We start from the raw sequence: 20,152 nt of genomic DNA, 5'->3' as shown, positions 1-20,152 counted from the left end.
CTGCTCCCGCGATGTTGGCTAGAATGCGCTCCCCGCCCGAATAGCTCAGCCGGTTAGAGCACTTGACTGTTAATCAGGGGGTCGTTGGTTCGAGTCCAACTTCGGGCGCCAGTTTCACGAAAAGCCGCGAGAAATCGCGGCTTTTTGCTATTCTTTTGGCTCCTTCATGCCGCACGGCAGGGGCCAGCGTGTACGCACCCGATGGCCGCGCAAGCGCCCGGGGATGCTGACGACGATCTTGCTGGTAGTGCGGTCCCCAACGCAGATACTCAGTGTCTGGTTGAGTCCGGCGCTTCTTCCGTCCGGCCTGAATCTGAACGCAGGACGCGAGTTGTCGTGATGGACCTGCAGGGCACTGCGCGGACGCTGCTCCACCAGCAGGATCGGCACGCTGGGCTGGCGCCGTGGCGTTTTAGATGATTCGACGACATACAGCAGCCAGCCGTGCGCCCATTGCGCTCCGCAGGTCACCCCGTCGCTGCTGGGGCACACTTCGACATAACGTCGGCGCGTGATCGCGGTGTTGCGTGCGCTGGCCAGCACGGACATCAACTGCATGCGCAGGGCGTCGGCACGTTGGTTTTCCAGCAGCGTGATGAACCCGGGTACTGCAAGGAAACAACTGATCGCCAACAGGGCGACAACGATCAGCATTTCCAGCAGCGTGAGTCCGGAGGCTGATCCTGCGGTGCGTCGGGGCCGGGGCATCGGAGGTCTCCGGTTGGGGTGGGGCTGGGCCCAGCATCGCCCCCCTGCGCGGCACAGGCCGTCGGCTGACCCGGGCCGAAGGCCTCCGGCATCCCCTCAACCGGCCGTCACCAACCCCCCCGCTATACTGGTCCCCCCCTGACCCGGCAGCCCCATGAGCGACCGTTTCCAACTCGTATCGCCGTATTCGCCGGCTGGCGACCAGCCGAACGCGATCGAGAAGCTGACCAGCAACTTCGAAGCCGGCGTGGCCAAGCAGACCCTGCTGGGCGTGACCGGCTCGGGCAAGACGTACACCATCGCCAACGTCATCGACCGCATCCAGAAGCCGACGCTGATCATGGCGCCGAACAAGACGCTGGCCGCGCAGTTGTACGGTGAATTCAAGGCGTTCTTCCCGCACAACGCGGTGGAGTACTTCGTCAGCTACTACGACTACTACCAGCCCGAGGCCTACGTGCCCTCGTCGGACACCTTCATCGAGAAGGACAGTTCGATCAACGAGCACATCGAGCAGATGCGCCTGGCCGCGACCAAGACCCTGCTGTCGCGCCCGGATGCGCTGGTGGTGGCGACCGTGTCGGCCATCTACGGCCTCGGTGCGCCCGAAGACTACCTGTCGCTGCGCTTGATCCTGTCCAAGGGCGAGCGGATCGACCAGCGCGACCTGATCAACCACCTGACCCAGTTGCAGTACACGCGCAACGAGTACGAGCTGCATCGCGGTACGTTCCGCGTGCGCGGCGAGGTGATCGACGTGTTCCCGGCCGAGTCGGACAGCGAGGCCCTGCGCATCGAGCTGTTCGATGGTGAAGTGGAAAAGATCACGCTGTTCGACCCGCTGACCGGCGAAACACTGCGCAACATGATGCGCTTTACCGTGTACCCGAAGACCCACTACGCCACCACGCGCGAACGGGTGCTGGGCGCTGTGGAGACGATCAAGGTAGAGCTGAAGGAACGGCTGGACCAGTTGTACGCAGAGAACAAGCTGGTGGAAGCGCAGCGACTGGCGCAGCGCACCCAGTTCGACATCGAGATGATGGCCGAGGTCGGGTTCTGCAACGGCATCGAAAACTACTCGCGTCACCTGACCGGCAAGCCTGCCGGCTCGCCGCCGCCGACCCTGTTTGATTACCTGCCGCCGGACGCGCTGCTGGTGATCGACGAATCGCACGTGACGATTCCGCAGATCGGCGCGATGTACAAGGGCGACCGTTCGCGCAAGGAGACGCTGGTCGAATTCGGCTTCCGCCTGCCTTCGGCGCTGGACAATCGGCCGCTGCGTTTCGAGGAATGGGAACAGCGTTGCCCGCGTGCGATCTACGTGTCGGCCACGCCCGGTCCGTATGAATACCGCGAAGCAGGCGAGGACATGGCGGAGCTGGTGGTGCGCCCGACCGGCCTGATCGATCCGATCGTGGAAATCCGCCCGGTCGGCACGCAGGTGGACGACCTGATGAGCGAGGCCAACGAGCGGATCAAGATGGGCGACCGCGTGCTGGTTACCACCCTGACCAAACGCATGGCCGAGAACCTCACCGAGTACCTGAGCGAGCACGGCATCCGCGTGCGTTACCTGCATTCGGACATCGAGACCGTGGAGCGGGTGGAGATCATCCGCGACCTGCGGCTGGGCAAGTTCGACGTGCTGGTGGGCATCAACCTGCTGCGCGAAGGCCTGGACATGCCGGAGGTGTCGTTGGTGGCGATCCTGGATGCGGACAAGGAAGGTTTCCTGCGTTCAACCGGGTCGCTGATCCAGACCATCGGCCGCGCAGCACGCAACGTGCGCGGCAAGGCGATCCTGTATGCGGACCGGATGACGCGGTCGATGCAGGCGGCAATCGATGAGACCGACCGGCGCCGGGCCAAGCAGGTCGAGTACAACGAAGAGCACGGCATCGTGCCCAAGTCAGTCGCCCGCCCGATCGTGGACGTGCTGGAGGGCGCGCGCTCTGACCCCTACGACAAGGGATCGCGGAAGGGGAAAGGCAAGGCCGGCAAGATCGGTGCGGTGGAACTGGCAGAAGAGGGGGCCGATTACGCCACGCTGTCGCCATCCCAGGTGGCAACGCGGATGAAGGCACTGGAACAGCGGATGTACCAGCACGCCAAGGACCTGGAGTTCGAGGAGGCCGGCCGCGTGCGCGATCTCATCAAGCGCCTGAAAGAAGCCAGCCTGGCCTGAAGCGGGCACGCGTAGCGCCGAGCCACGCTCGGCGGAATCCCCGAAAGCGCACGCAATCCTCTCTTTCGAAGATTCTTCACAAAAGTGTTGCACAACCCCGGTCTCCTCCGTAATATACGCGGCCTGCCCCGACGCAATCGCAACGGGTCAGGACGCAACAAACGGGCGGTTAGCTCAGCGGTAGAGCACTACCTTGACATGGTAGGGGTCACAGGTTCGAACCCTGTACCGCCCACCACTTCCAAGCCAGATGCAGCAAGGCTTGAAGTGGAAAGAGCAGATTCACGGGTCACGCAACGTGATCCCCACAGTGACCCCAAGCAGGTCACGAAGCTCAAGTTGGCCCTCACCAAACTTCTACCAGTGGACTGACCGTCAAAGTCGGATTCGATCCTCTTTTTTTCGAACCGTTTTGCGATAAGCGTGAACGAGATGACGGATACCGATCATCCACAGCGCCCGCTTGCGTTAACGCTTTGTCTACCCGCTTGGCGGCGATAGGATCGACGTGCATGCACGACCATGCGCATGAGAAAAGACGGGCGTAACATGGGTGACATGACGCAGTTTCGCATTACCTACGATGGCCCTGCACTGGCCACTCACGAGATGGATGCCAGAGAGCTCGCACCCGCGCTCATGGCGATGGCGGACCTCTTGGATTCGAGTGTGCGCGCGCTGCACGGTGAGCGTGCGAAGGCGCAGATCAACGTAAAGGGGTCGTTCAAGACGGGCAGTTTCAATGTCGACTTCACGACGGCGATCAACTTCCTGAAAGCGGCGAAGGATATTTTCTCAGGCGATGGGATGACGGCCATTGCGAATGCGACGGCGGTTCTAACGGCACTCGGGTTGACCGCGAAGCTCGGCTACAACGGCGTGGCGCAGGTTCTCAAATGGTTGCGCGGCAGGCGTATCACCAACGTACAGTTGATGGCCGATGGGAACGTCACCATCGTCGCCGACGACGACGAGCAGGAAGTGGAATACCAGGTTCTGGTTCTGTTGCGCGATCTTGCCGTACGTCAGGCCTTCGATCGGGTGCTTGGACCCTTGGACAGAGAGGGGATCGATACCTTCGCTGCGGGCGATGAAGCTGCATTTGGTGTCGTGATCAGAGAAGACGAGCGCCCCTATTTTTCCGCCCCAGCGGGGCAGGACGAGCTGATCATCGAGGACAGCAGGAAGATGGCCTTTTCGATCGTCTCCCTCGCGTTCAAGGAGGAAAACAAGTGGCGGCTGTCGGATGGGAACTCGACCATCAATGCGAAGATCTCCGATGCGAAGTTTCTTGCAGGCGTCAACGCCAACGAGACCTCATTCACCAAGGGCGACGTGTTGATCTGCGAGGTCAAGGTGACTCAGTGGCAGACCCCATCGGGTGCTAAGACTGACTACGAGGTGGTCAGAGTCATCGAGCATCGGCGCGCAGCGACGCAGATATCTTTTCCCGGTATGCGGCCGCCTACCGAAGGGCGATAACGCCCCTGGTGCTTGGGCTCTCCCCCTCACTCCGCAGCAAACGCCTGGCGCAAGCTGTGCAGTGAATCCTGCCGGCAGGTTGTCGCGCACGCTTCGCCCATCTTGAATTCCTGCAGGCGCATGCCGACCAGCGTCAGCGACAACGCATAGCCGCTACCGGGTGTGTTGCGCGCATGGCTGATGGCATGGCGGGCAAGCGCATCCACGTGGTCGCGATCCGGCAGCAGGCCCAGGTACGCGCGTTCGGCGCTGTCCAAGTCCGGAGCCATCAGCACGACCCGCGGATCGTGAGGAGGGGAGAGCAGGGCGGGCGCAGGGCTGGCCGGGGAGGGGGAGGCATCCATGGCGTCGTTCGGCTCGATACAGAAGCGGTCCGTGCACGATGCGACATCAACATTGTCGGAACATTGCGCGGCGGCCGGGGGGCTTATCATCCACGCTGTTCCTCCCTGGCCTACCGGTTCCCCATGCGCATCCTGTTGGTTGAAGACGACCCTGATCTGTCCCGCGCCCTTCAGTCAGGGCTGGAACGGCAGGGTGTGGTCGCCGATGCCGTGGATACATTGGCCGCCGCGACGGCCGCGCTGCGCGAGCCGGTGCACCAACTGGTGCTGCTGGACCGCCAGTTGCCCGACGGTGACGGTGCGGATTTCGTCGCGGTGGCGCGCGCCCTGCGTCCCAACATCCCGGTCATCATGCTCACCGCGAAAGGCAGTCTCAGCGACAAGGTGGAAGGCCTGGACGTGGGCGCGGACGACTACCTGGTCAAACCGGTTGCCATCGAGGAGCTGATGGCGCGCATACGCGCTGTTGCGCGGCGACCGAGCGAGATGGTGGCGCCGGTGCTGAGGCTGGCCAACCTGACCTTCGATTTCGAATCCCTGCAGGCCGACGTGGAAGGCCATGCGCTTCCCTTGCCGCGCAGGCAGGTGCTGGTGCTGCAGGCCCTGGCCCTGCGCCAGGGGCGCACGGTCACGCGCAGCGCGCTGGAAGAGGCGGTGTACGGCTTTGACGATGATATCCAGTCCAACGCGCTGGACGCGCACATTTCCAAGCTGCGCAAGGCGCTTCAGCAGGCCGGGGCGCGCGTGGAAATCCATGTGATCCGCGGCGTGGGTTACCTGTTGGCCGAGGTATGAGGATGAACACCGATATCCGCTCTATTTCCCTCGGCCTGGCGTGGCGCGTGTGCCTGGCGCAGGTGTTCACCGTGCTCATTGCGGTGATGGCGTTGATCCTGACCTGGGGTGACCAGGATTCGGTGCAGATGGACATGTTCATCTCCGACGATGTAGTGGAAGCGCTGCACGGGGATGGCACGGCGATCACCTTGGACCGCGCGCGCTGGGACGCGCTCAATGCACGCGCTGGCGGCAACCTGTGGTTCGTGGCGGTGGACGAACGCGGCAACCGCCTGTCCGAGGGCGCGGTGCCGGAGATCCATCGCGAACTGCTCTCCCGCCTGGAGCGGGTGGGCTACAGCGAGCTGGGATCGTTGACGCCGCCCTACCTTGATGCGGCCCGCATCATGATCAGCAAGGAGAACGGCCGACGGCTGACGGTCATGGTCGGCGGGCAGCCCAAGGGCGGCATGTGGGAGGGCGCGCTGCTGGTGCTGCGGCTGATCGGACCGTGGTTTTTCCTGCCGCTGATCGTGGTGACTCTGCTGGTCATGCCGCTGGTGATCCACCGTGCGATGCGCGGTGTGCGCCGTCTCGCCCAGCAGGCCAAGCAGCTGGATATCGGCAAGGCAGGCGCACGGCTGGATACGCAGATGGTCAGCAGCGAGATCGCGCCGCTGGTCAGTGCGTTCAACGATGCCATCGGCAAAGTCCAGCAAGGCTATGCCGCGCGTGACAAGTTCCTGGCGGATGCGGCCCATGAGCTGCGGGTGCCGATTGCCGTGGTGCAGGCGCGCCTGTCGCAGCTGCCGCAAGGCGCATTGAAGGCGCAACTGCTCAACGACGTGGCGCGGCTGGGCAATGTGGCTGAGCATCTGCTCGATCTGCAGCGCCTGGACCGCAGCGTGGAAAAACTGCAGCCACTCGATCTGGCGATGCTGGCGCGCACGGCCGCGGCGGAACTTGCGCCGTTGGTGATCGGTGCGGGCTACAGCTTCGAGGTGGATGCACCGGAACAGCCGGTGTGGATCGTCGGTGATGGCATCGCACTGGGGCGTGTGCTCGCCAATCTGGTGCACAACGCCATCGTGCACGGCGGGGGGCGCGGCACCATCAGCGTGAGCCTGGACAGCCGTGGGACGCTGGAAGTATCGGACCAGGGTGCCGGTGTGCCGGAGAACGATCGTCAGGCTATTTTCGAGCCGTTCCATCGGCTGCGTGCCGCTGGCGGTGGCAGTGGGCTGGGCCTGCATCTGGTGAAGGAAATCGTCCAGCACCATGAGGGGACCGTTTCGGTGGGCGAGGCGCCGGGAGGCGGTGCCAGTTTCCGCATCGCCTTCCACCGCACAGTGCGCCGACCCGACTGATCCCCCGACACGCGGTCGGGCACTGCGCCGATACGAGCCGGCGACCGGCCGCGCGATGCTGGCGGCATGGGGGGACAGATCCGCGATCATCTCGTCGTGCCGCCGGGCCTGTTGGGCACGTCCAGCGCGGCGGCGCTGGTGGCCGGCGCCACGGCATGCTGCCAGCTGCCGGCGCTGCCTCCCGTCGCCGCCGCCTGGACGGGATGCGCGGTGGGCCTGCTGCTCTGGCTGCTGCGCTGGCGCGGTCGATGGTTGGGCATGCTGCTGATCGGCTGCGGCTGGGCGGCCGTGCATGGCCACTGGGCCCTGGCCGCGCAGCTGCCGCCACAGGATCCTCCCCGTGACCAGCTGCTGACCGGCACCGTCATCGACCTGCCTGAGCACCACCCCACGTACAGCCGCTTTCTGCTTCGCATCGCAGACGACCCTGAGCTGCCGGTCGCATTGCGCGGGCGGCGGGTGCAGGTCTACTGGAGCGCGCCGTTCGCGCGGCCTTCGGCACGTCCCTCCACGCAACCGGCAGCGGAGGAAAAACGCCGCAGCGTGCAGGCAGGATCGCGCTGGCAGCTGCCGTTGCGCCTGCGTGCACCTCGCAGCCGGATCAACCCCGGCGGGTTCGATGGCGAACGACATGCCTTGCTGCTGGGTATCACCGCAACCGGGTCCGTGCGCGATGGCGGCAATGCGCGCGAGATCGCGCCGTCCACAGGGCTGGGTGCCTGGCGCGAGCGGATGTCCGCGCGCATCAGCGCGGCATTGCAGCGGCCGACGTCGCGCTTCATCGCTGCCCTGGCGCTTGGCGATACGCGCGGCTTGTCCGACACCGACTGGGAGCAGCTGCGGGCGCTGGGCCTGACCCATCTGATCGCCATCTCCGGCTTCCACGTGGGCCTGGTGGCGGGCGGCGTCGCGCTGATGGCCAGCCTGCTGTGGCGATGTACCCGCCTGCTGCCGATGCTGTTGCCGCGGCCTATCGCGGTGGCGCTGGCTGCGGCAGTCGGGGCAGCGTGCTATGCGCTGGTGGCGGGGCTGGCGCTGCCCACGGTACGCACGGCCTTGATGATCGTGGTGGTGGCGTTGGCGCGCTGCGGCCGACGGCGCATGGCCTGGGGCCAGTCGCTGGCGCTGGCCGCATTCGCCACCCTGCTGGTCGCGCCGCTGTCTGTGCTGGTGGCTGGCTTCTGGCTCAGCTTCGGTGGCGTGCTGTGGCTGCTGTGGTGCCTGCCCGGTGGTGGACGGCCGGAGGGAGGCTTGCGCGGCATCCTCAAGCCGTTTTTCGCTGCACAGGGCGTTGCCACTCTGGCGCTGCTGCCGCTGGGGATCAGTCTGTTCGGCCAGGCCTCGCGGATCGGGCCGCTGGTCAATCTGCCGGTGGTGCCGTGGTGGAGCCTGGTGGTGGTGCCGCTGGCCCTGCTCGGCACGGCCCTTGAGGCCCTCCACGCTGGGCTGGGGCAGTGGTTGTGGCAGCTGGCCGACTGGAGTTTCGCGCTGAGCTGGCGCTGGCTGCAGCCCCTGTCTGAATGGAGTGGGGCAGTGTGGTGGCTGCCGGAAGCACCGCGCTGGACCTTGCCGATGGCGCTGCTGGGCGTGTTCTGGTGGCTGCTGCCACGGGGGAGGGGGGGCGTGCTGGCAGCGCCCTTGTTGTGCCTGCCGCTGCTGTGGCCATCGCGGGGAGCGCCGGCTGCGGGCGAGGTGGAGCTGCTGGTGATGGACGTCGGCCAAGGCACGGCGGTGCTGGTGCGCACGGCCACCCACGTGCTGCTGTACGACCTCGGGCCACCGGGTGCAGGCAGCGATGCCGGTGAACGCGTGGTGGTGCCAACCCTGCGCGCCTTGGGCACCGGGCCGCCGCAGCGGGTGATGCTCAGCCACGGTGACGCTGACCACGCGGGCGGATTGCCTGGCGTTCGTGCGGCGTTCCCCGAAGTCCCCGTGTCGGCGCCGCTGGGGGCCGGCATCGCCGTGGCCACGCCCTGCCACCGTGGCCAGCGCTGGAACTGGGACGGCGTGGACCTGCAGGTGCTTCATCCCGCACCTGGCCATGCCGAGCGCGGGAACGAGAGCAGTTGCGTGCTGCGTATCGCCACCGCGCACGGGGCCGTACTGCTTGCCGGTGACATCGGCGCGTCCAGTGAAGCGGCCCTGCTGCGCGGCGACCGCGCGGCGTTGGCCGCGCAGGTGGTGCTGGTGCCGCACCATGGCAGTGCCGGGTCGTCCAGCGCCGCCTGGGTGGCGGCGGTGTCGCCGCGGCTTGCGCTGGTGTCGGCCGGTCATCGCAACCGCTTCCGCCATCCGCGGGCAGAGGTGGTGGCGCGTTGGCGTGCGGTCGGGGCCGAAGTGCTGAACACCGCCGAATCGGGCGCCGTGCGCGTCTGGCTGGGCGGGCAGGGCCTGCAGGTGCGCGAACAACGTGCGCATGCTGGCCGCTGGTGGGATGCTGCGGGGCGGACGCGGGCGGCTGCTATCCTATCGGTGGACAAACAGGCGGCCGCTGGGCCGGAGGGTTGAAACGTGTGGGAACTGGTCAAGGCCGGTGGCTGGCCGATGGTGCCGCTGCTGCTGTTGGGTGTGTTGGCTTTGGCGATCGTCCTGGAGCGTTTCTGGTCCCTGCGCCGTAACGAGGTCCTGCCGCCGGGACTGGGCCAGGATGTGCGCAACTGGGCCGCGCGCGGCAAGCTGGATCCGGCGCACCTGCAGACCCTGCGGGCGAATTCGCCGCTGGGCGCTCTGCTGGCTGCCGCGCTGGATGCGCGCAACCGACCGCGCGACCAGATCCGCGAGCGCATCGAAGACACCGGGCGCTTCCTCGTCCATCGCATGGAGCGCTTCCTCAACACGCTGGGCACCATCGCCTCGGCCGGCCCGCTGCTGGGTCTGCTGGGCACGGTGGTCGGCATGATCCAGATGTTCATGGGCATCCTCGACCACGGCGTGGGTGATGTGAACCAGCTGGCCGGTGGCATCGGCAAGGCGCTGGTGTGCACGGCGACCGGCATGATCGTGGCCATCCCGGCGCTGATGTTCCACCGTTACTTCAAGGGCCGCATCAACGGTTACGTGATCGAAATGGAGCAGGAAGCCAGCGCCCTGCTGGATGCGCTCGATGGGCGTCCCAGCGTACTGGCGACGGCTGCCCGCGCGGCCGGCCAGGCGACCGCGTCCGCCGCGCCGTCCCCGGCCAAGGTCTGACGGATGCGCATCCGCAACGACCGTGCCGCCGATGAGCCGCACATCGACCTGGTGCCGCTGATCGACGTGATCCTGGTGCTGATCATCTTCTTCGTGGTCACTACCACCTTCGATGCGCGGTCCACGCTGCAGGTGCAGCTGCCGCATGCCAGCCAGCAGGCCAACAGCGAGCCGCCGCGCGCGCTGAGCATTCTCATCAACGCCGACGGCCGTTACTTCGTCAACGACCAGGAAGTGCTGCGCACCGACGTGGAGTCGGTCAAGCAGACCATCGCCAGCGTTGCCGGTGAAGACCGCACGCAGTCGGTGCTGCTGCGCGCCGATGCACGTACTCCCTACCAGGCCGTGGTCACCGCGCAGGATGCGCTGGGCCAGCTTGGCTTCCGCAGGATTTCCATCGCGACCGCTCCCGAGGTGCGTCAATGAGTTCCAAACACGCGCCCGTCTGGCCGATCTACAAACGCCTGCTGGGCTACACACGCGCCTATTGGGTGTTCATGGTGGCTGCCGTGGTGGCCATGGTGGTTGAAGCCCTGGCCGGCTATCACTTCACCAAGCTGATGGAGCCGCTGGTCAATCGGGGCTTCGTCAATCCGGAACCGCGCATGGCGGTGATCCTGCCGCTGACCATCCTGGGCCTGTTCACGATGCGCAGCCTGGCCACGCTGGTCAGCGATTACACGCTGGCACGCACCGGACGCAGCGTGGTGCGCGACCTGCGCGAGCAGGTGCTGGACAAGTACCTGCACCTGCCGTCGTCGCACTTCGATACCGAAGCCACGCCGGTGATGGTCAGTCGCCTGAACTTCGACACCGAGCAGGTCACCCAGGCCAGTGCGGATGCGCTGAAGACGCTGGTGGCCGACACCCTGACCATCATCGCGATGCTGGTGGTGATGCTGCAGATGAGTGTCAAGGTGACCGTGGCGATGCTGGTGGTGGTGCCGCTTATCGGGGTCATCGTGTCCTTCGTGGGCAAGCGCTACCGGCGCATCAGTCGCGGCATCCAGGACGGCATGGGCACCATGGCGGCCACGGCCGAACAGTCCCTGGCCGCACAGCAGGAAGTGAAGGTGCATGGCACGCAGCAGCTGGAGATCAGCCGCTATGCGCGGCTGGCCAACCGCATGCTCGGCTTGAACATGAAGGTGGAGACCACGCGCGCGTTCGCCTCCAGCACCGTGCAGTTCCTGGCGGCGCTGGCGCTGGCAGTGATCGTCTGGGTCGCCACGCGCGAGGCGCTGGTGGGCAAGCTCAATGCCGGCCAGTTCATGGGCCTGATGACCTCGATGATGGCCATCATTCCGTCGCTGCGGCGCTTGACCAGCGTGCAGACGTCGATTTCGCGCGGCGTAGCCGCTGCCGAACGTCTGTTCTCCATCCTCGATATGCCGGTGGAGCGTGACAAGGGCAATCAGCGCATCGGCCGGGCGCGCGGCGAGCTGGCGTTCGAGCACGTGATGCTGCGTTATCGCGAAGATGCCGGCACGGCGCTGGATGACATCAGCTTCGTCGCGGCGCCTGGTACGGTGACCGCCGTGGTCGGCCGCTCGGGCAGTGGCAAGACCAGCCTGATCCGCCTGGTGCCGCGCTTCTATGAGCCCAGTGGCGGACGCATCACGCTGGATGGCGTATCGCTGGACGACTACCCGCTGGCCGACCTGCGTCGGCAGGTGGCGATGGTGGGGCAGAAGGTGATGCTGTTCGATGACACCATCGGGGCCAACATCGCCTACGGCATGGATGCCAGCGAAGAACAGATCCGCAGTGCCGCCGAGGCAGCCAACGCCTGGGAGTTCATCGCCCGCCTGCCGCAGCAGCTGCAGACGCCGGTCGGCGAAAACGGTGCACTGCTGTCGGGTGGCCAGCGCCAGCGCCTGGCGATCGCCCGCGCGATTCTGCGTGATGCGCCGATCCTGATCCTGGACGAGGCCACTGCGGCACTGGACAACGAATCCGAGCGGCTGGTGCAGGACGCCCTGCAGCGCCTGATGCCGGACCGCACCACGCTGGTGATCGCGCACCGCCTGTCCACCATCGAGCACGCAGACCAGGTGCTGGTGATGGACCAGGGACGCATCGTCGAACGGGGTACCCACGTCGAACTGTTGGCGATGGGTGGCCTGTACGAGCACCTGTACAAGATGCAGTTCCGCGAAAGGCAGGCCTGATGTCCGGCAAAGGTACGCAGACACCGGTTTACTGGTACGACGGCTCGACGATTCCGTTCGGCATGCGCCTGCTCAGCCCCGTCTATGCGGCGGTGACCGGGCTGCGTCGACGGCTGTTCCGGCGCGGCTGGCTGAAGCAGCACAGCCTGCCGGTGCCGGTGATCGTGGTGGGCAACATTACCGCCGGTGGCACCGGCAAGACGCCCCTGACCATCGCGCTGGTACAGCGCCTGCGCGATGCGGGATGGAAGCCGGGCGTGGCGAGTCGTGGCTATGGCCGCGACGCGGCCGAGACCGCGCGCTGGGTGGACGCCGATACGCCCACCGATCTGGGCGGTGACGAACCGGTGCTGATCGCCTGGAAAACCGGCGCGCCGGTACGCGTGGACCGTGATCGGGTGGCTGCCGGCAAAGCCCTGGTGGATGCCGGCTGCGATGTCATCGTCTGCGATGACGGTCTGCAGCATTACCGCCTGGCGCGCGACATCGAGATCGAAGTCATCGACGCCCAGCGTCGCTATGGCAACGGCCGCCTGCTGCCCGCCGGCCCCTTGCGCGAGCCGGTGGCCCGCGCGTCGGAATGCGATTTCCGCGTCGTCAATCTCGGCTCAAGCAGCGGTGAAGCAGCGGAAAGTGCCTGCGGTTTCGGCCAATGGGCGATGACCCTGCGCATCGACAGCGCCCAGCCGTTGGTGGGGGGGCGCCTGCGTGCACTTTCTCATTTCGCCGGACAGCGCGTACATGCGGTGGCCGGCATCGCCAATCCGCAGCGCTTCTTCGACATGCTGCGTGCCGCGCGCATCGGTGTGGTGCCGCATGCCTTCGCCGATCATCACGCCTACCAGGTCGCTGATCTGCGCTTCGGCAGTGAGCTGCCGATCCTGATGACCGAAAAAGACGCGGTGAAGTGCCGCGCGTTCGCCAACGACTGGCATTTCGCGGTGCCGCTGCAGGCCGACCTGCCTGCTGCCTTCTGGGTGGCATTGACCGATCGCCTCGAGAAACTGCGTGCGGGCTGATGTACCGCGCGAACTGCCTGAAAGGACTGTTCCCATGACTGACTTCGTCGTCGCCATTCCTGCCCGCTATGCGGCATCGCGCCTGCCCGGCAAGCCGCTGCGGCTGCTGGGTGGCGAGCCCCTGGTGCTGCACGTGGCGCGACGCGCGCTGCTGGCCGGTGCGCGCGAAGTCTGGGTCGCCACTGACGACACGCGCATCGCCGATGCGCTGGGCGGGCTGGCCGACGTCAACGTGGCCATGACCGACGCTGCGCATGCATCGGGCACCGACCGGCTGGCCGAGTGCGCGCGGATCGCCGGCTGGGTCGATGACACGGTGGTGGTCAACCTGCAGGGCGATGAGCCCTTCGCGCCGGCAGCCGGCATCCGCGCCGTGGCCGAGGCGCTGGGCGATGGCCAGGCACCGATGTCCACCCTGGCGACCCTTGTGGAGGACGCCGAAACCCTGTTCGACCCCAACGTGGTCAAGCTGGTACGCAACGTGCGCAACGAGGCGATGTACTTCAGCCGCGCGCCGATCGCCTGGCACCGCGATGGCTTTGCGCGCAGCCGCGAGGTGCTGCCGGACGGTCACCGCTGGCTGCGTCATATCGGCATCTACGGCTACCGCGCCCGCTTCCTGCAGCAGTTCGCGGCGATGCCGCCGGGAACGCTGGAGCAGGTCGAGAATCTGGAACAGTTGCGCGTGCTGGAGGCCGGTTTTCCGATCAGCGTGGCGTTGTCACCGGCCCCGTTCCCGCCGGGCATCGATACGCCGGAAGACCTGGCGCGGGCCGAAGCGCTGCTGGCCACCGGGCAGGCGTGAGGCTTGGCCGGCAGGGTCTGGGGGCACAACGATTGCATGACACGGTCTCCGGCATAATCAGCGCATGAATGCCCAACCCGTCCAGGATCTCCCCGAATTCGCCACGTGGCTGAATGCTGCGCCGGCCACCTTGAGCGAACTGCGTGGCCGACCGCTGGCGCTGCTGTTCGTCAACGCGGCGTCGGTCTGGTGTGCGCAGCGTCTGGCCGAAGTGGCCAACTGGCAGTCGCGCAACCCGGGCCGCCTGCAGGTGCTGGTACTGCAGGTGCCGCGCTTCGATTTCGAACGCGACCAGGCAGCATCGCTGAAGCTGCTGCGGCGGCAGGGGCTGAGCTCGATCGCACTGCTCGACAGCGATTGGGATGGCTGGCGCCGGTTCGGCGTGACCGCGTGGCCGACGATGGTGATGATGGATGTGTATGGCCGTGAGAGTGGCCGACTGGTCGGCCTGGGGCAGCCCGGCGAGCTGGATCGCAGCCTGAACGAGCTGTGTGCCGGCGCGCAGGCTGCCGATATCGCGCCGCTGCGCGAGTTGAATCCAGAGCCCCGCGTGCCGCTGTGCTTTCCTACCGGCCTGGCGGTAACCACCGAGCGGCTGTACATCGCCGACACGGGACATCACCGCATCCTCGAATGCAGCCATGGCGGCCGTGTACTGCGCCAGTTCGGCCAGGGCACCGCCGACCTGATGGATGGCGGCGCGCAGGAGGCGGCGTTCAACCGCCCGCAGGCCTTGGTGGTGGAACGTGAATGCCTGTACGTCGCCGATACCGGCAACCATGCCCTGCGGCGGATCAACATCATCACCGGCCAGGTCGACACGTTGTGTGGCAACGGGCGCTGCGGCGAGCCGGTGGAGGGCGAGCTGAGCGATCCACGGTCCTCGCAGCTCAATCACCCCATCGGCCTTGCCCTGGCCGACAACGAACTGCACATCGCCATGGCCGGTGACAACCGGATATGGAGCTATCACCTCGGCCAGCGACGCCTGCAGCGGCGCGCCGGGAGCGGGATCCTCGATCAGCGCGACGGCGCCGGCAACGTGGCGGCGTTTGCCCAGCCTACCGCGCTGGCGGTAGTGCAGCAGGCGCTGTACGTGGCCGATGCGCTGGGGTCGTCGATCCGGTCGCTGCAGTTGCGCGGTGACCTGGTGCAGACGCTGGTGGGGCAGGGCATGTGGAGCCACGGTGCCGAAGACGGCCCGCGCGAGCAGGCCAGCCTGCAGTTCCCGCAGGCCATCGCACTGAGCCCGGATGCGCCGCTGCTGTGGATCGCCGATACCGGCAATGGCCGGCTGCGCACGCTGCGGCTGGGCGGTGGCGAGCTGCTGACCCAGGCGCTGCCACGGCGGCTGCATGGGCCGGCGGGGCTGGCGGCCGGCGCGGGCGCGGTATGGATCGCCGAGACCGATGCACATGCCGTACTGCGGCTGGACCCCGCCAGTGGCGTGCTGAGCGAAGTGCCGATCACCGAATGAACGAAGTACCCGCTTTTGATGGCAAGGCGTTCGCCGCTGCCTTGAGTACCGCGCCCGGCGTCTACCGCATGTACGGTGCCGACGATGCGCTGCTGTACGTGGGCAAGGCGCGTGCGCTGCGCAACCGCGTCGGCAGCTACTTCAACGGCAGCCCGAAGAACGCACGCATCATGTCGATGCTGTCGCAGATCGTCAGGATGGACGTAACGGTCACGCGCTCGGAAGGCGAAGCGCTGCTGCTGGAAAACCAGCTGATCAAATCGCTGTCGCCGCGTTACAACGTGTCGCTGCGCGATGACAAGACCTATCCGCACGTCCTGCTGACCCGCGAGCAGTGGCCACGCATTGCGCTGCACCGCGGCCCGCGCGCGGTGCCGGGCCGCTACTTTGGCCCGTATCCCGGCGTCACCGCCGTGCGCGAAACGCTGAACCTGATGCACAAGCTGTTCAAGCTGCGCAGTTGCGAAGACAGCGTCTTCCGCAACCGCTCGCGGCCCTGCCTGCAGTACCAGATCGGTCGCTGCAGTGCGCCGTGCGTAGAGCTGGTGCCGGCCGAAGACTACGCCGAATCGGTGCGCCGGGCGTCCATGTTCCTGGAAGGCAAGAGTGATGACCTGACCCGCGAGCTGGGCGAACAGATGCAGGCCGCCAGCGAGTCGCTGGAGTTCGAACAGGCTGCGCGGTTGCGTGACCTGGTCAAATCGCTGCGCAGCATGCAGACCCGGCAGTATGTCGATGGCCGCGCGGCCGACCTGGACGTGCTGGCCGTGGCCACGCGCGGAGCGCAGGCCTGCGTGATGCTGCTGGCGTTCCGTGATGGCCGCAACATGGGCACGCGGCCGTTCTTCCCGCGCACCAATGGCGAAGACAGTCCGGACGAAGTGCTGGGCGCCTTCGTATCGCAGTACTACGTGGAATTCCAGCCGCCGCGCGAGATCCTGCTGGACCGCGAAATTCCCGATGCGTCGCTGCTGGAGGTGGCGTTGTCCGCCTCCGCCGAGCACAAGGTGCAGTTGAAGTGGAACGTCCGCGGCGAACGCGCGGGGTATCTGGAACTGGCCAGCCGCAATGCGCAGCTCACCTTGGCCACCGAGCTCAACAGCCGGGATTCGCAGCACGCGCGCAGCGAGGCCGTGCGCGAGATGCTGGGCCTGGCCGAGCCGGTGAAGCGGGTGGAATGTTTCGATATCAGCCACACCATGGGCGAGGCCACGGTGGCATCGTGCGTGGTGTTCGACGCCGCCGGTCCGGTGAAAGCGCAGTATCGCCGTTTCAACATCACCGGCATCGAGCCGGGGGATGACTATGCGGCCATGCGCCAGGCCATCGACCGACGCTTCCGCCGGGCGGTGGAAGAGCAGGGCGTGCTGCCGGATGTGCTGTTGATCGACGGTGGTGCCGGCCAGCTGACCCAGGCGCAGGAAGCGCTGGCCGACCTGGGCGTGGAAGGCGTGCTGCTGGTGGGCGTGGCCAAGGGCGCGGAACGCCGTGCCGGACACGAAGCGCTGGTGCTGCCCGACGGCCGCGAGCTGCGCCCGGGCGCGGCCTCGCCGGCCCTGCAGTTCATCCAGCAGGTGCGCGATGAGGCGCATCGCTTCGCCATCACCGGCCACCGCGGCCGCCGCCAGAAAGCGCGGATGACCAGCAAACTGGAAGATATCGCCGGCATCGGCCCCCGGCGGCGGGCCAGCCTGCTCAAGCATTTCGGCGGACTGGTCGGCCTGAAGGCGGCAGGCGAGTCGGAAATAGCCAAGGTCGAGGGCATCAACGATGCCCTCGCTGCCCGTATCTACGCTAACCTTCATGGACTGCCCGAGCCGAATGCGGCGGGCGAGTAGAGAGATCTGATGACGTTGACCCTCCCCACCTGGCTGACACTGCTGCGGATCCTGATGATCCCGGTGCTGGTGCTGGTGTTCTATCTTCCCTATACATGGACGAACTTCGCCTCGGCGGCCCTGTTCGGCTTGGCAGCGATCACCGACTGGCTGGATGGCTGGATCGCGCGGCGCTACAAGCTGGAATCGGCGTTCGGCGCGTTCCTGGACCCGGTGGCCGACAAGCTGATGGTGGCCGTGGCGCTGTTCCTGATCGTGCAGGGGCACCCGACCCCGTGGATGGCCTTCTGGGCGGCGGTCATCGTCGGCCGCGAAATCGCCGTGTCCGCGCTGCGCGAGTGGATGGCGGAACTGGGCCAGCGCGCGAAGGTGCGCGTGGCGATGATCGGCAAGGTCAAGACCACCGCGCAGATGGTGGCCTTGCTGTGCCTGCTGTATTCCGTAGCGCCCAACACTCCGGTCGAGTCGATCTGGATGGGCCCGCCGGTGTTCCATATCGGCGACTGGACCCTGGCGATCGCCGCCATGCTGACGCTGTATTCGGGCCTGCAGTATCTGCATGCCGCCTGGCCGAGCCTGCGCGCCGATGAACGCGCGGCACGCGAACGGGCGCGATTGAAGAAAGGCGGCTGAAAGGCCTGTTGACACCGATGTGAAGACAGGTAAAATGCCGCCTCCCAAGCGGGAATAGCTCAGTTGGTAGAGCGCAACCTTGCCAAGGTTGAGGTCGCGAGTTCGAGTCTCGTTTCCCGCTCCAGAATCTGAAAAGAGGCCGAAAGGCCTCTTTTTTTGTTTTCGCGTTTCTTGACTCCTGCGCTGGCTGCTGTAGAATGCCGCCTCCCAAGCGGGAATAGCTCAGTTGGTAGAGCGCAACCTTGCCAAGGTTGAGGTCGCGAGTTCGAGTCTCGTTTCCCGCTCCAGGTTTTCGAAAAGAAGCCCACGTGGCTTCTTTTTTTTGCCTGCATCCCGCGCTGGAAAACCAGCATCCGGACTGTTCGATTGCAGATGAACAGGCTTGACGAGATGAAGGTTTTTAGACACAATATCGCTTCTTCGGCGCAGGTCGAAGAAAACGCGGGAATAGCTCAGTTGGTAGAGCGCAACCTTGCCAAGGTTGAGGTCGCGAGTTCGAGTCTCGTTTCCCGCTCCAGTTTTACCGGGCCCCGGAAGGGGCTTTGTTTTTCTCCCGCGCTGGCTGCGCGGGGCAGCGGCGCCACGCAGCGGCCTGCAACGGGAAAAACGATGTGTTGAAGCGTGAAAAACGCTGGTGTGGTCCCGGGTCATCCGGTAGCATGTCGGCCTCACGCGGGAATAGCTCAGTTGGTAGAGCGCAACCTTGCCAAGGTTGAGGTCGCGAGTTCGAGTCTCGTTTCCCGCTCCAAATCCCGACAGGTTCCAACACGGAACTTCGTCTTACCAGGGTCTCGCATCCTTGGTTGCTGTACACCGGCCTGGTGGCAGAGTGGTTATGCAGCGGCCTGCAAAGCCGCGTACGCCGGTTCAATTCCGACCCAGGCCTCCAGACTAAAGCCCTGATCTTGATCAGGGCTTTTTTTATGTCTGTAATTCGGCGTGTGCTTCGGTCGGCGGTCTTGGCGGCATGTCGCATGCTGCCCATTGCCGTATGGATGGTGGCCAATCCGGCGTCATCTCTGGCCCCGCGCTTCGCGCCATCTCATGTCTTTGATGGCTACGCGGGATACATGGCGCACATGGGCGGAACTTCGCAATTTTCCTCATGGACGCAGGCACTTGCCGCTGCGCACGATGATCCAGCTGGTGCCACGGGGCATCAGCCGGGATTGCCATCCTGTTAGTGAGTTAACCGTTGACTCTGTTCTGCCCTCCGGGGCACGGCGGAGAATGCACTGCATCGCCTATCGGTTTCATGGCAGGCGATGCGGGGGATCCCTGATCCGCCGGTTAATGGTTTACTCACCCGGTATGGCAACCCGCATCGCCCGCCACCTTGCGCTCCCGCGCAGGTGGCCTCTCTGCGAGGTCCTGCCGTTGACTACCGAACATCCCCTGAGCTCCGCGCGTCTTGCCTCCCTGCTGGGCGAGCAGATTCACGACGTGCCGCAGAAGTTCATCGAGACGCTGGAACGCCGTCTGCAGCAGTACGCGGCTGAGCATCCTGCGAGTACTCGACTGACCCACCTGACGCTGGTGCCGTCGCTGCCCGCACCGGAGGTAGACCCGTCCGCCGAACTGGAGCGCGTCGGTAAAGTCGCCGTGCCAATCCGCGTGATGCAGGCTTTGGATGCGGCCTTGGAAATCCTCCACGCCGAGCACATAGCGCGTTGCGATGGAGATAGCGCGTCGCTGCTTGGAGAGCACCTGGTAGATGGCTTGTTGGTTGCTGGCCGGGAGCTGATCAAGGCGTCGGCTGGAAAGCAGTTGGAAGTGCGATGAGCCCTGCAGTCCTTGGCCCTGTGCACGCCTGAATCAGGGGGCGCGCTAGTGCGTTCACTCTTCGCCGCGCTCGGGTCATTCAATACTTTTCGCGAGGGTCACAGGGATCCCGCATGGCTGTAGCGCCTTGGCAGAGCAGTAGGCATGCGGCAGCGGAGATAGCGGTTTTTGAGTTCGCCATGCGTGATCCTTGACGTCGTTGGGGCGCCACTGAGGCAACAGAAGGCTGCCTCCGGGTAGAGGTAAACCAGTCTGGTAGAGCGGACTTCAGTCCGCTGCCGTCCCGCATCGCAGCAGCCGCGACGGCGACGGCGACGGCAACCGCAACCGCAATCGCAACGGCAGCCGCAACGGCAGCCGACTGAAGTC

At 65.8% G+C, this 20,152-nt stretch carries 16 protein-coding genes and 7 tRNA genes; 21 read left to right on the top strand and 2 right to left on the bottom strand.

What is annotated here, in order from left to right:
- Positions 1-34 precede the first annotated feature (34 nt).
- Positions 35-111 (top strand) — tRNA-Asn (locus tag IFT58_RS02895).
- 36 nt (positions 112-147) lie between these two features.
- Here IFT58_RS02895 and IFT58_RS02890 read toward each other — a convergent pair.
- Positions 148-708 carry a GspH/FimT family pseudopilin gene (locus IFT58_RS02890; protein ID WP_192080735.1) on the bottom strand — a complete coding sequence of 187 codons (561 nt, stop codon included), beginning with the start codon at positions 706-708 and terminating at the stop codon, positions 148-150.
- Positions 709-862: 154 nt separating this feature from the next.
- On the opposite strand from IFT58_RS02890, the gene uvrB reads away from it, so the two are divergent.
- The 3 genes from uvrB to IFT58_RS02875 all read left to right on the top strand — a co-directional run bounded on the left by uvrB (position 863) and on the right by IFT58_RS02875 (position 4,381).
- Entirely contained in the window at positions 863-2,899 is a 2,037-nt protein-coding gene (gene uvrB, locus IFT58_RS02885; protein ID WP_188324467.1) for an excinuclease ABC subunit UvrB, read from the top strand.
- Positions 2,900-3,062: 163 nt separating this feature from the next.
- Positions 3,063-3,137 (top strand) — tRNA-Val (locus IFT58_RS02880).
- 311 nt (positions 3,138-3,448) lie between these two features.
- The gene (locus tag IFT58_RS02875; protein ID WP_197974523.1) at positions 3,449-4,381 is read left to right on the top strand and encodes a hypothetical protein; all 933 of its coding nucleotides are present in this window, start codon (positions 3,449-3,451) and stop codon (positions 4,379-4,381) included.
- Positions 4,382-4,407: 26 nt separating this feature from the next.
- Here the strand turns inward: IFT58_RS02875 and IFT58_RS02870 are convergent, their stop codons facing one another.
- The gene (locus IFT58_RS02870) at positions 4,408-4,725 is read right to left on the bottom strand and encodes a hypothetical protein (protein WP_249405564.1); all 318 of its coding nucleotides are present in this window, start codon (positions 4,723-4,725) and stop codon (positions 4,408-4,410) included.
- A gap of 123 nt (positions 4,726-4,848) precedes the next feature.
- Here IFT58_RS02870 and IFT58_RS02865 point away from each other — a divergent pair, with 123 nt between their 5' ends.
- From IFT58_RS02865 to IFT58_RS02785, 17 genes are all read left to right on the top strand, one after another.
- Complete coding sequence (locus IFT58_RS02865) at positions 4,849-5,520, top strand: response regulator transcription factor (RefSeq protein WP_192080481.1); 672 nt, start codon at positions 4,849-4,851, stop codon at positions 5,518-5,520.
- A 2-nt stretch (positions 5,521-5,522) separates the two neighbouring features.
- On the top strand, positions 5,523-6,869 hold the full coding sequence (locus IFT58_RS02860; RefSeq protein WP_188324465.1) for a HAMP domain-containing sensor histidine kinase: 1,347 nt from the start codon (positions 5,523-5,525) through the stop codon (positions 6,867-6,869).
- A 66-nt stretch (positions 6,870-6,935) separates the two neighbouring features.
- Positions 6,936-9,377, top strand: coding sequence for a DNA internalization-related competence protein ComEC/Rec2 (locus tag IFT58_RS02855; RefSeq protein ID WP_192093833.1), 2,442 nt, complete (start codon positions 6,936-6,938; stop codon positions 9,375-9,377).
- Between the two features lie 3 nt (positions 9,378-9,380).
- A complete protein-coding gene (locus IFT58_RS02850; RefSeq protein ID WP_192093832.1) occupies positions 9,381-10,058 on the top strand; it encodes a MotA/TolQ/ExbB proton channel family protein in 678 nt (225 codons plus the stop codon).
- 3 nt (positions 10,059-10,061) lie between these two features.
- Positions 10,062-10,484: a biopolymer transporter ExbD gene (locus IFT58_RS02845; protein ID WP_188324462.1), complete on the top strand. Its 423-nt coding sequence runs from the start codon at positions 10,062-10,064 to the stop codon at positions 10,482-10,484.
- Positions 10,481-12,229 carry a lipid A export permease/ATP-binding protein MsbA gene (msbA, locus tag IFT58_RS02840; RefSeq protein ID WP_192093831.1) on the top strand — a complete coding sequence of 583 codons (1,749 nt, stop codon included), beginning with the start codon at positions 10,481-10,483 and terminating at the stop codon, positions 12,227-12,229. Before IFT58_RS02845 ends, msbA begins: the two co-directional genes overlap by 4 nt.
- Positions 12,229-13,248: a tetraacyldisaccharide 4'-kinase gene (gene lpxK, locus IFT58_RS02835; RefSeq protein WP_192093830.1), complete on the top strand. Its 1,020-nt coding sequence runs from the start codon at positions 12,229-12,231 to the stop codon at positions 13,246-13,248. Before msbA ends, lpxK begins: the two co-directional genes overlap by 1 nt.
- A 34-nt stretch (positions 13,249-13,282) precedes the next feature.
- Positions 13,283-14,053: a 3-deoxy-manno-octulosonate cytidylyltransferase gene (gene kdsB, locus IFT58_RS02830; protein ID WP_192093829.1), complete on the top strand. Its 771-nt coding sequence runs from the start codon at positions 13,283-13,285 to the stop codon at positions 14,051-14,053.
- Between the two features lie 64 nt (positions 14,054-14,117).
- Positions 14,118-15,530 carry a hypothetical protein gene (locus IFT58_RS02825; protein ID WP_192080492.1) on the top strand — a complete coding sequence of 471 codons (1,413 nt, stop codon included), beginning with the start codon at positions 14,118-14,120 and terminating at the stop codon, positions 15,528-15,530.
- Positions 15,527-17,368: an excinuclease ABC subunit UvrC gene (gene uvrC / locus IFT58_RS02820; RefSeq protein ID WP_188324457.1), complete on the top strand. Its 1,842-nt coding sequence runs from the start codon at positions 15,527-15,529 to the stop codon at positions 17,366-17,368. Before IFT58_RS02825 ends, uvrC begins: the two co-directional genes overlap by 4 nt.
- A 9-nt stretch (positions 17,369-17,377) precedes the next feature.
- The gene (gene pgsA, locus IFT58_RS02815) at positions 17,378-18,001 is read left to right on the top strand and encodes a CDP-diacylglycerol--glycerol-3-phosphate 3-phosphatidyltransferase (RefSeq protein ID WP_188324456.1); all 624 of its coding nucleotides are present in this window, start codon (positions 17,378-17,380) and stop codon (positions 17,999-18,001) included.
- A gap of 48 nt (positions 18,002-18,049) precedes the next feature.
- Positions 18,050-18,125 (top strand) — tRNA-Gly (locus IFT58_RS02810).
- An 87-nt stretch (positions 18,126-18,212) separates the two neighbouring features.
- A tRNA-Gly gene (locus tag IFT58_RS02805) sits at positions 18,213-18,288 on the top strand.
- A gap of 154 nt (positions 18,289-18,442) precedes the next feature.
- Positions 18,443-18,518, top strand: a tRNA-Gly gene (locus IFT58_RS02800).
- Between the two features lie 155 nt (positions 18,519-18,673).
- Positions 18,674-18,749 (top strand) — tRNA-Gly (locus IFT58_RS02795).
- 67 nt (positions 18,750-18,816) lie between these two features.
- Positions 18,817-18,890 (top strand) — tRNA-Cys (locus IFT58_RS02790).
- 422 nt (positions 18,891-19,312) lie between these two features.
- On the top strand, positions 19,313-19,783 hold the full coding sequence (locus IFT58_RS02785) for a hypothetical protein (protein WP_192093828.1): 471 nt from the start codon (positions 19,313-19,315) through the stop codon (positions 19,781-19,783).
- The last annotated feature ends 369 nt before the right edge of the window (positions 19,784-20,152 follow it).

This window comes from Stenotrophomonas sp. CFBP 13718 (assembly GCF_014842145.1).
In the GTDB taxonomy this organism is placed as follows: domain Bacteria; phylum Pseudomonadota; class Gammaproteobacteria; order Xanthomonadales; family Xanthomonadaceae; genus Stenotrophomonas.
This window is presented reverse-complemented; position numbering and strand designations above follow the sequence as displayed.

What these genes read in the sequence shown, in the direction of transcription:
- IFT58_RS02890 (WP_192080735.1), bottom strand. Translation starts at nt 708, where the DNA reads ATGCCCCGGCCCCGACGCACCGCAGGATCAGCCTCCGGACTCACGCTG.
- uvrB (WP_188324467.1), top strand. Translation starts at nt 863, where the DNA reads ATGAGCGACCGTTTCCAACTCGTATCGCCGTATTCGCCGGCTGGCGAC.
- IFT58_RS02875 (WP_197974523.1), top strand. Translation starts at nt 3,449, where the DNA reads ATGGGTGACATGACGCAGTTTCGCATTACCTACGATGGCCCTGCACTG.
- IFT58_RS02870 (WP_249405564.1), bottom strand. Translation starts at nt 4,725, where the DNA reads ATGGATGCCTCCCCCTCCCCGGCCAGCCCTGCGCCCGCCCTGCTCTCC.
- IFT58_RS02865 (WP_192080481.1), top strand. Translation starts at nt 4,849, where the DNA reads ATGCGCATCCTGTTGGTTGAAGACGACCCTGATCTGTCCCGCGCCCTT.
- IFT58_RS02860 (WP_188324465.1), top strand. Translation starts at nt 5,523, where the DNA reads ATGAACACCGATATCCGCTCTATTTCCCTCGGCCTGGCGTGGCGCGTG.
- IFT58_RS02855 (WP_192093833.1), top strand. Translation starts at nt 6,936, where the DNA reads ATGGGGGGACAGATCCGCGATCATCTCGTCGTGCCGCCGGGCCTGTTG.
- IFT58_RS02845 (WP_188324462.1), top strand. Translation starts at nt 10,062, where the DNA reads ATGCGCATCCGCAACGACCGTGCCGCCGATGAGCCGCACATCGACCTG.
- msbA (WP_192093831.1), top strand. Translation starts at nt 10,481, where the DNA reads ATGAGTTCCAAACACGCGCCCGTCTGGCCGATCTACAAACGCCTGCTG.
- lpxK (WP_192093830.1), top strand. Translation starts at nt 12,229, where the DNA reads ATGTCCGGCAAAGGTACGCAGACACCGGTTTACTGGTACGACGGCTCG.
- kdsB (WP_192093829.1), top strand. Translation starts at nt 13,283, where the DNA reads ATGACTGACTTCGTCGTCGCCATTCCTGCCCGCTATGCGGCATCGCGC.
- IFT58_RS02825 (WP_192080492.1), top strand. Translation starts at nt 14,118, where the DNA reads ATGAATGCCCAACCCGTCCAGGATCTCCCCGAATTCGCCACGTGGCTG.
- uvrC (WP_188324457.1), top strand. Translation starts at nt 15,527, where the DNA reads ATGAACGAAGTACCCGCTTTTGATGGCAAGGCGTTCGCCGCTGCCTTG.
- pgsA (WP_188324456.1), top strand. Translation starts at nt 17,378, where the DNA reads ATGACGTTGACCCTCCCCACCTGGCTGACACTGCTGCGGATCCTGATG.
- IFT58_RS02785 (WP_192093828.1), top strand. Translation starts at nt 19,313, where the DNA reads ATGGCAACCCGCATCGCCCGCCACCTTGCGCTCCCGCGCAGGTGGCCT.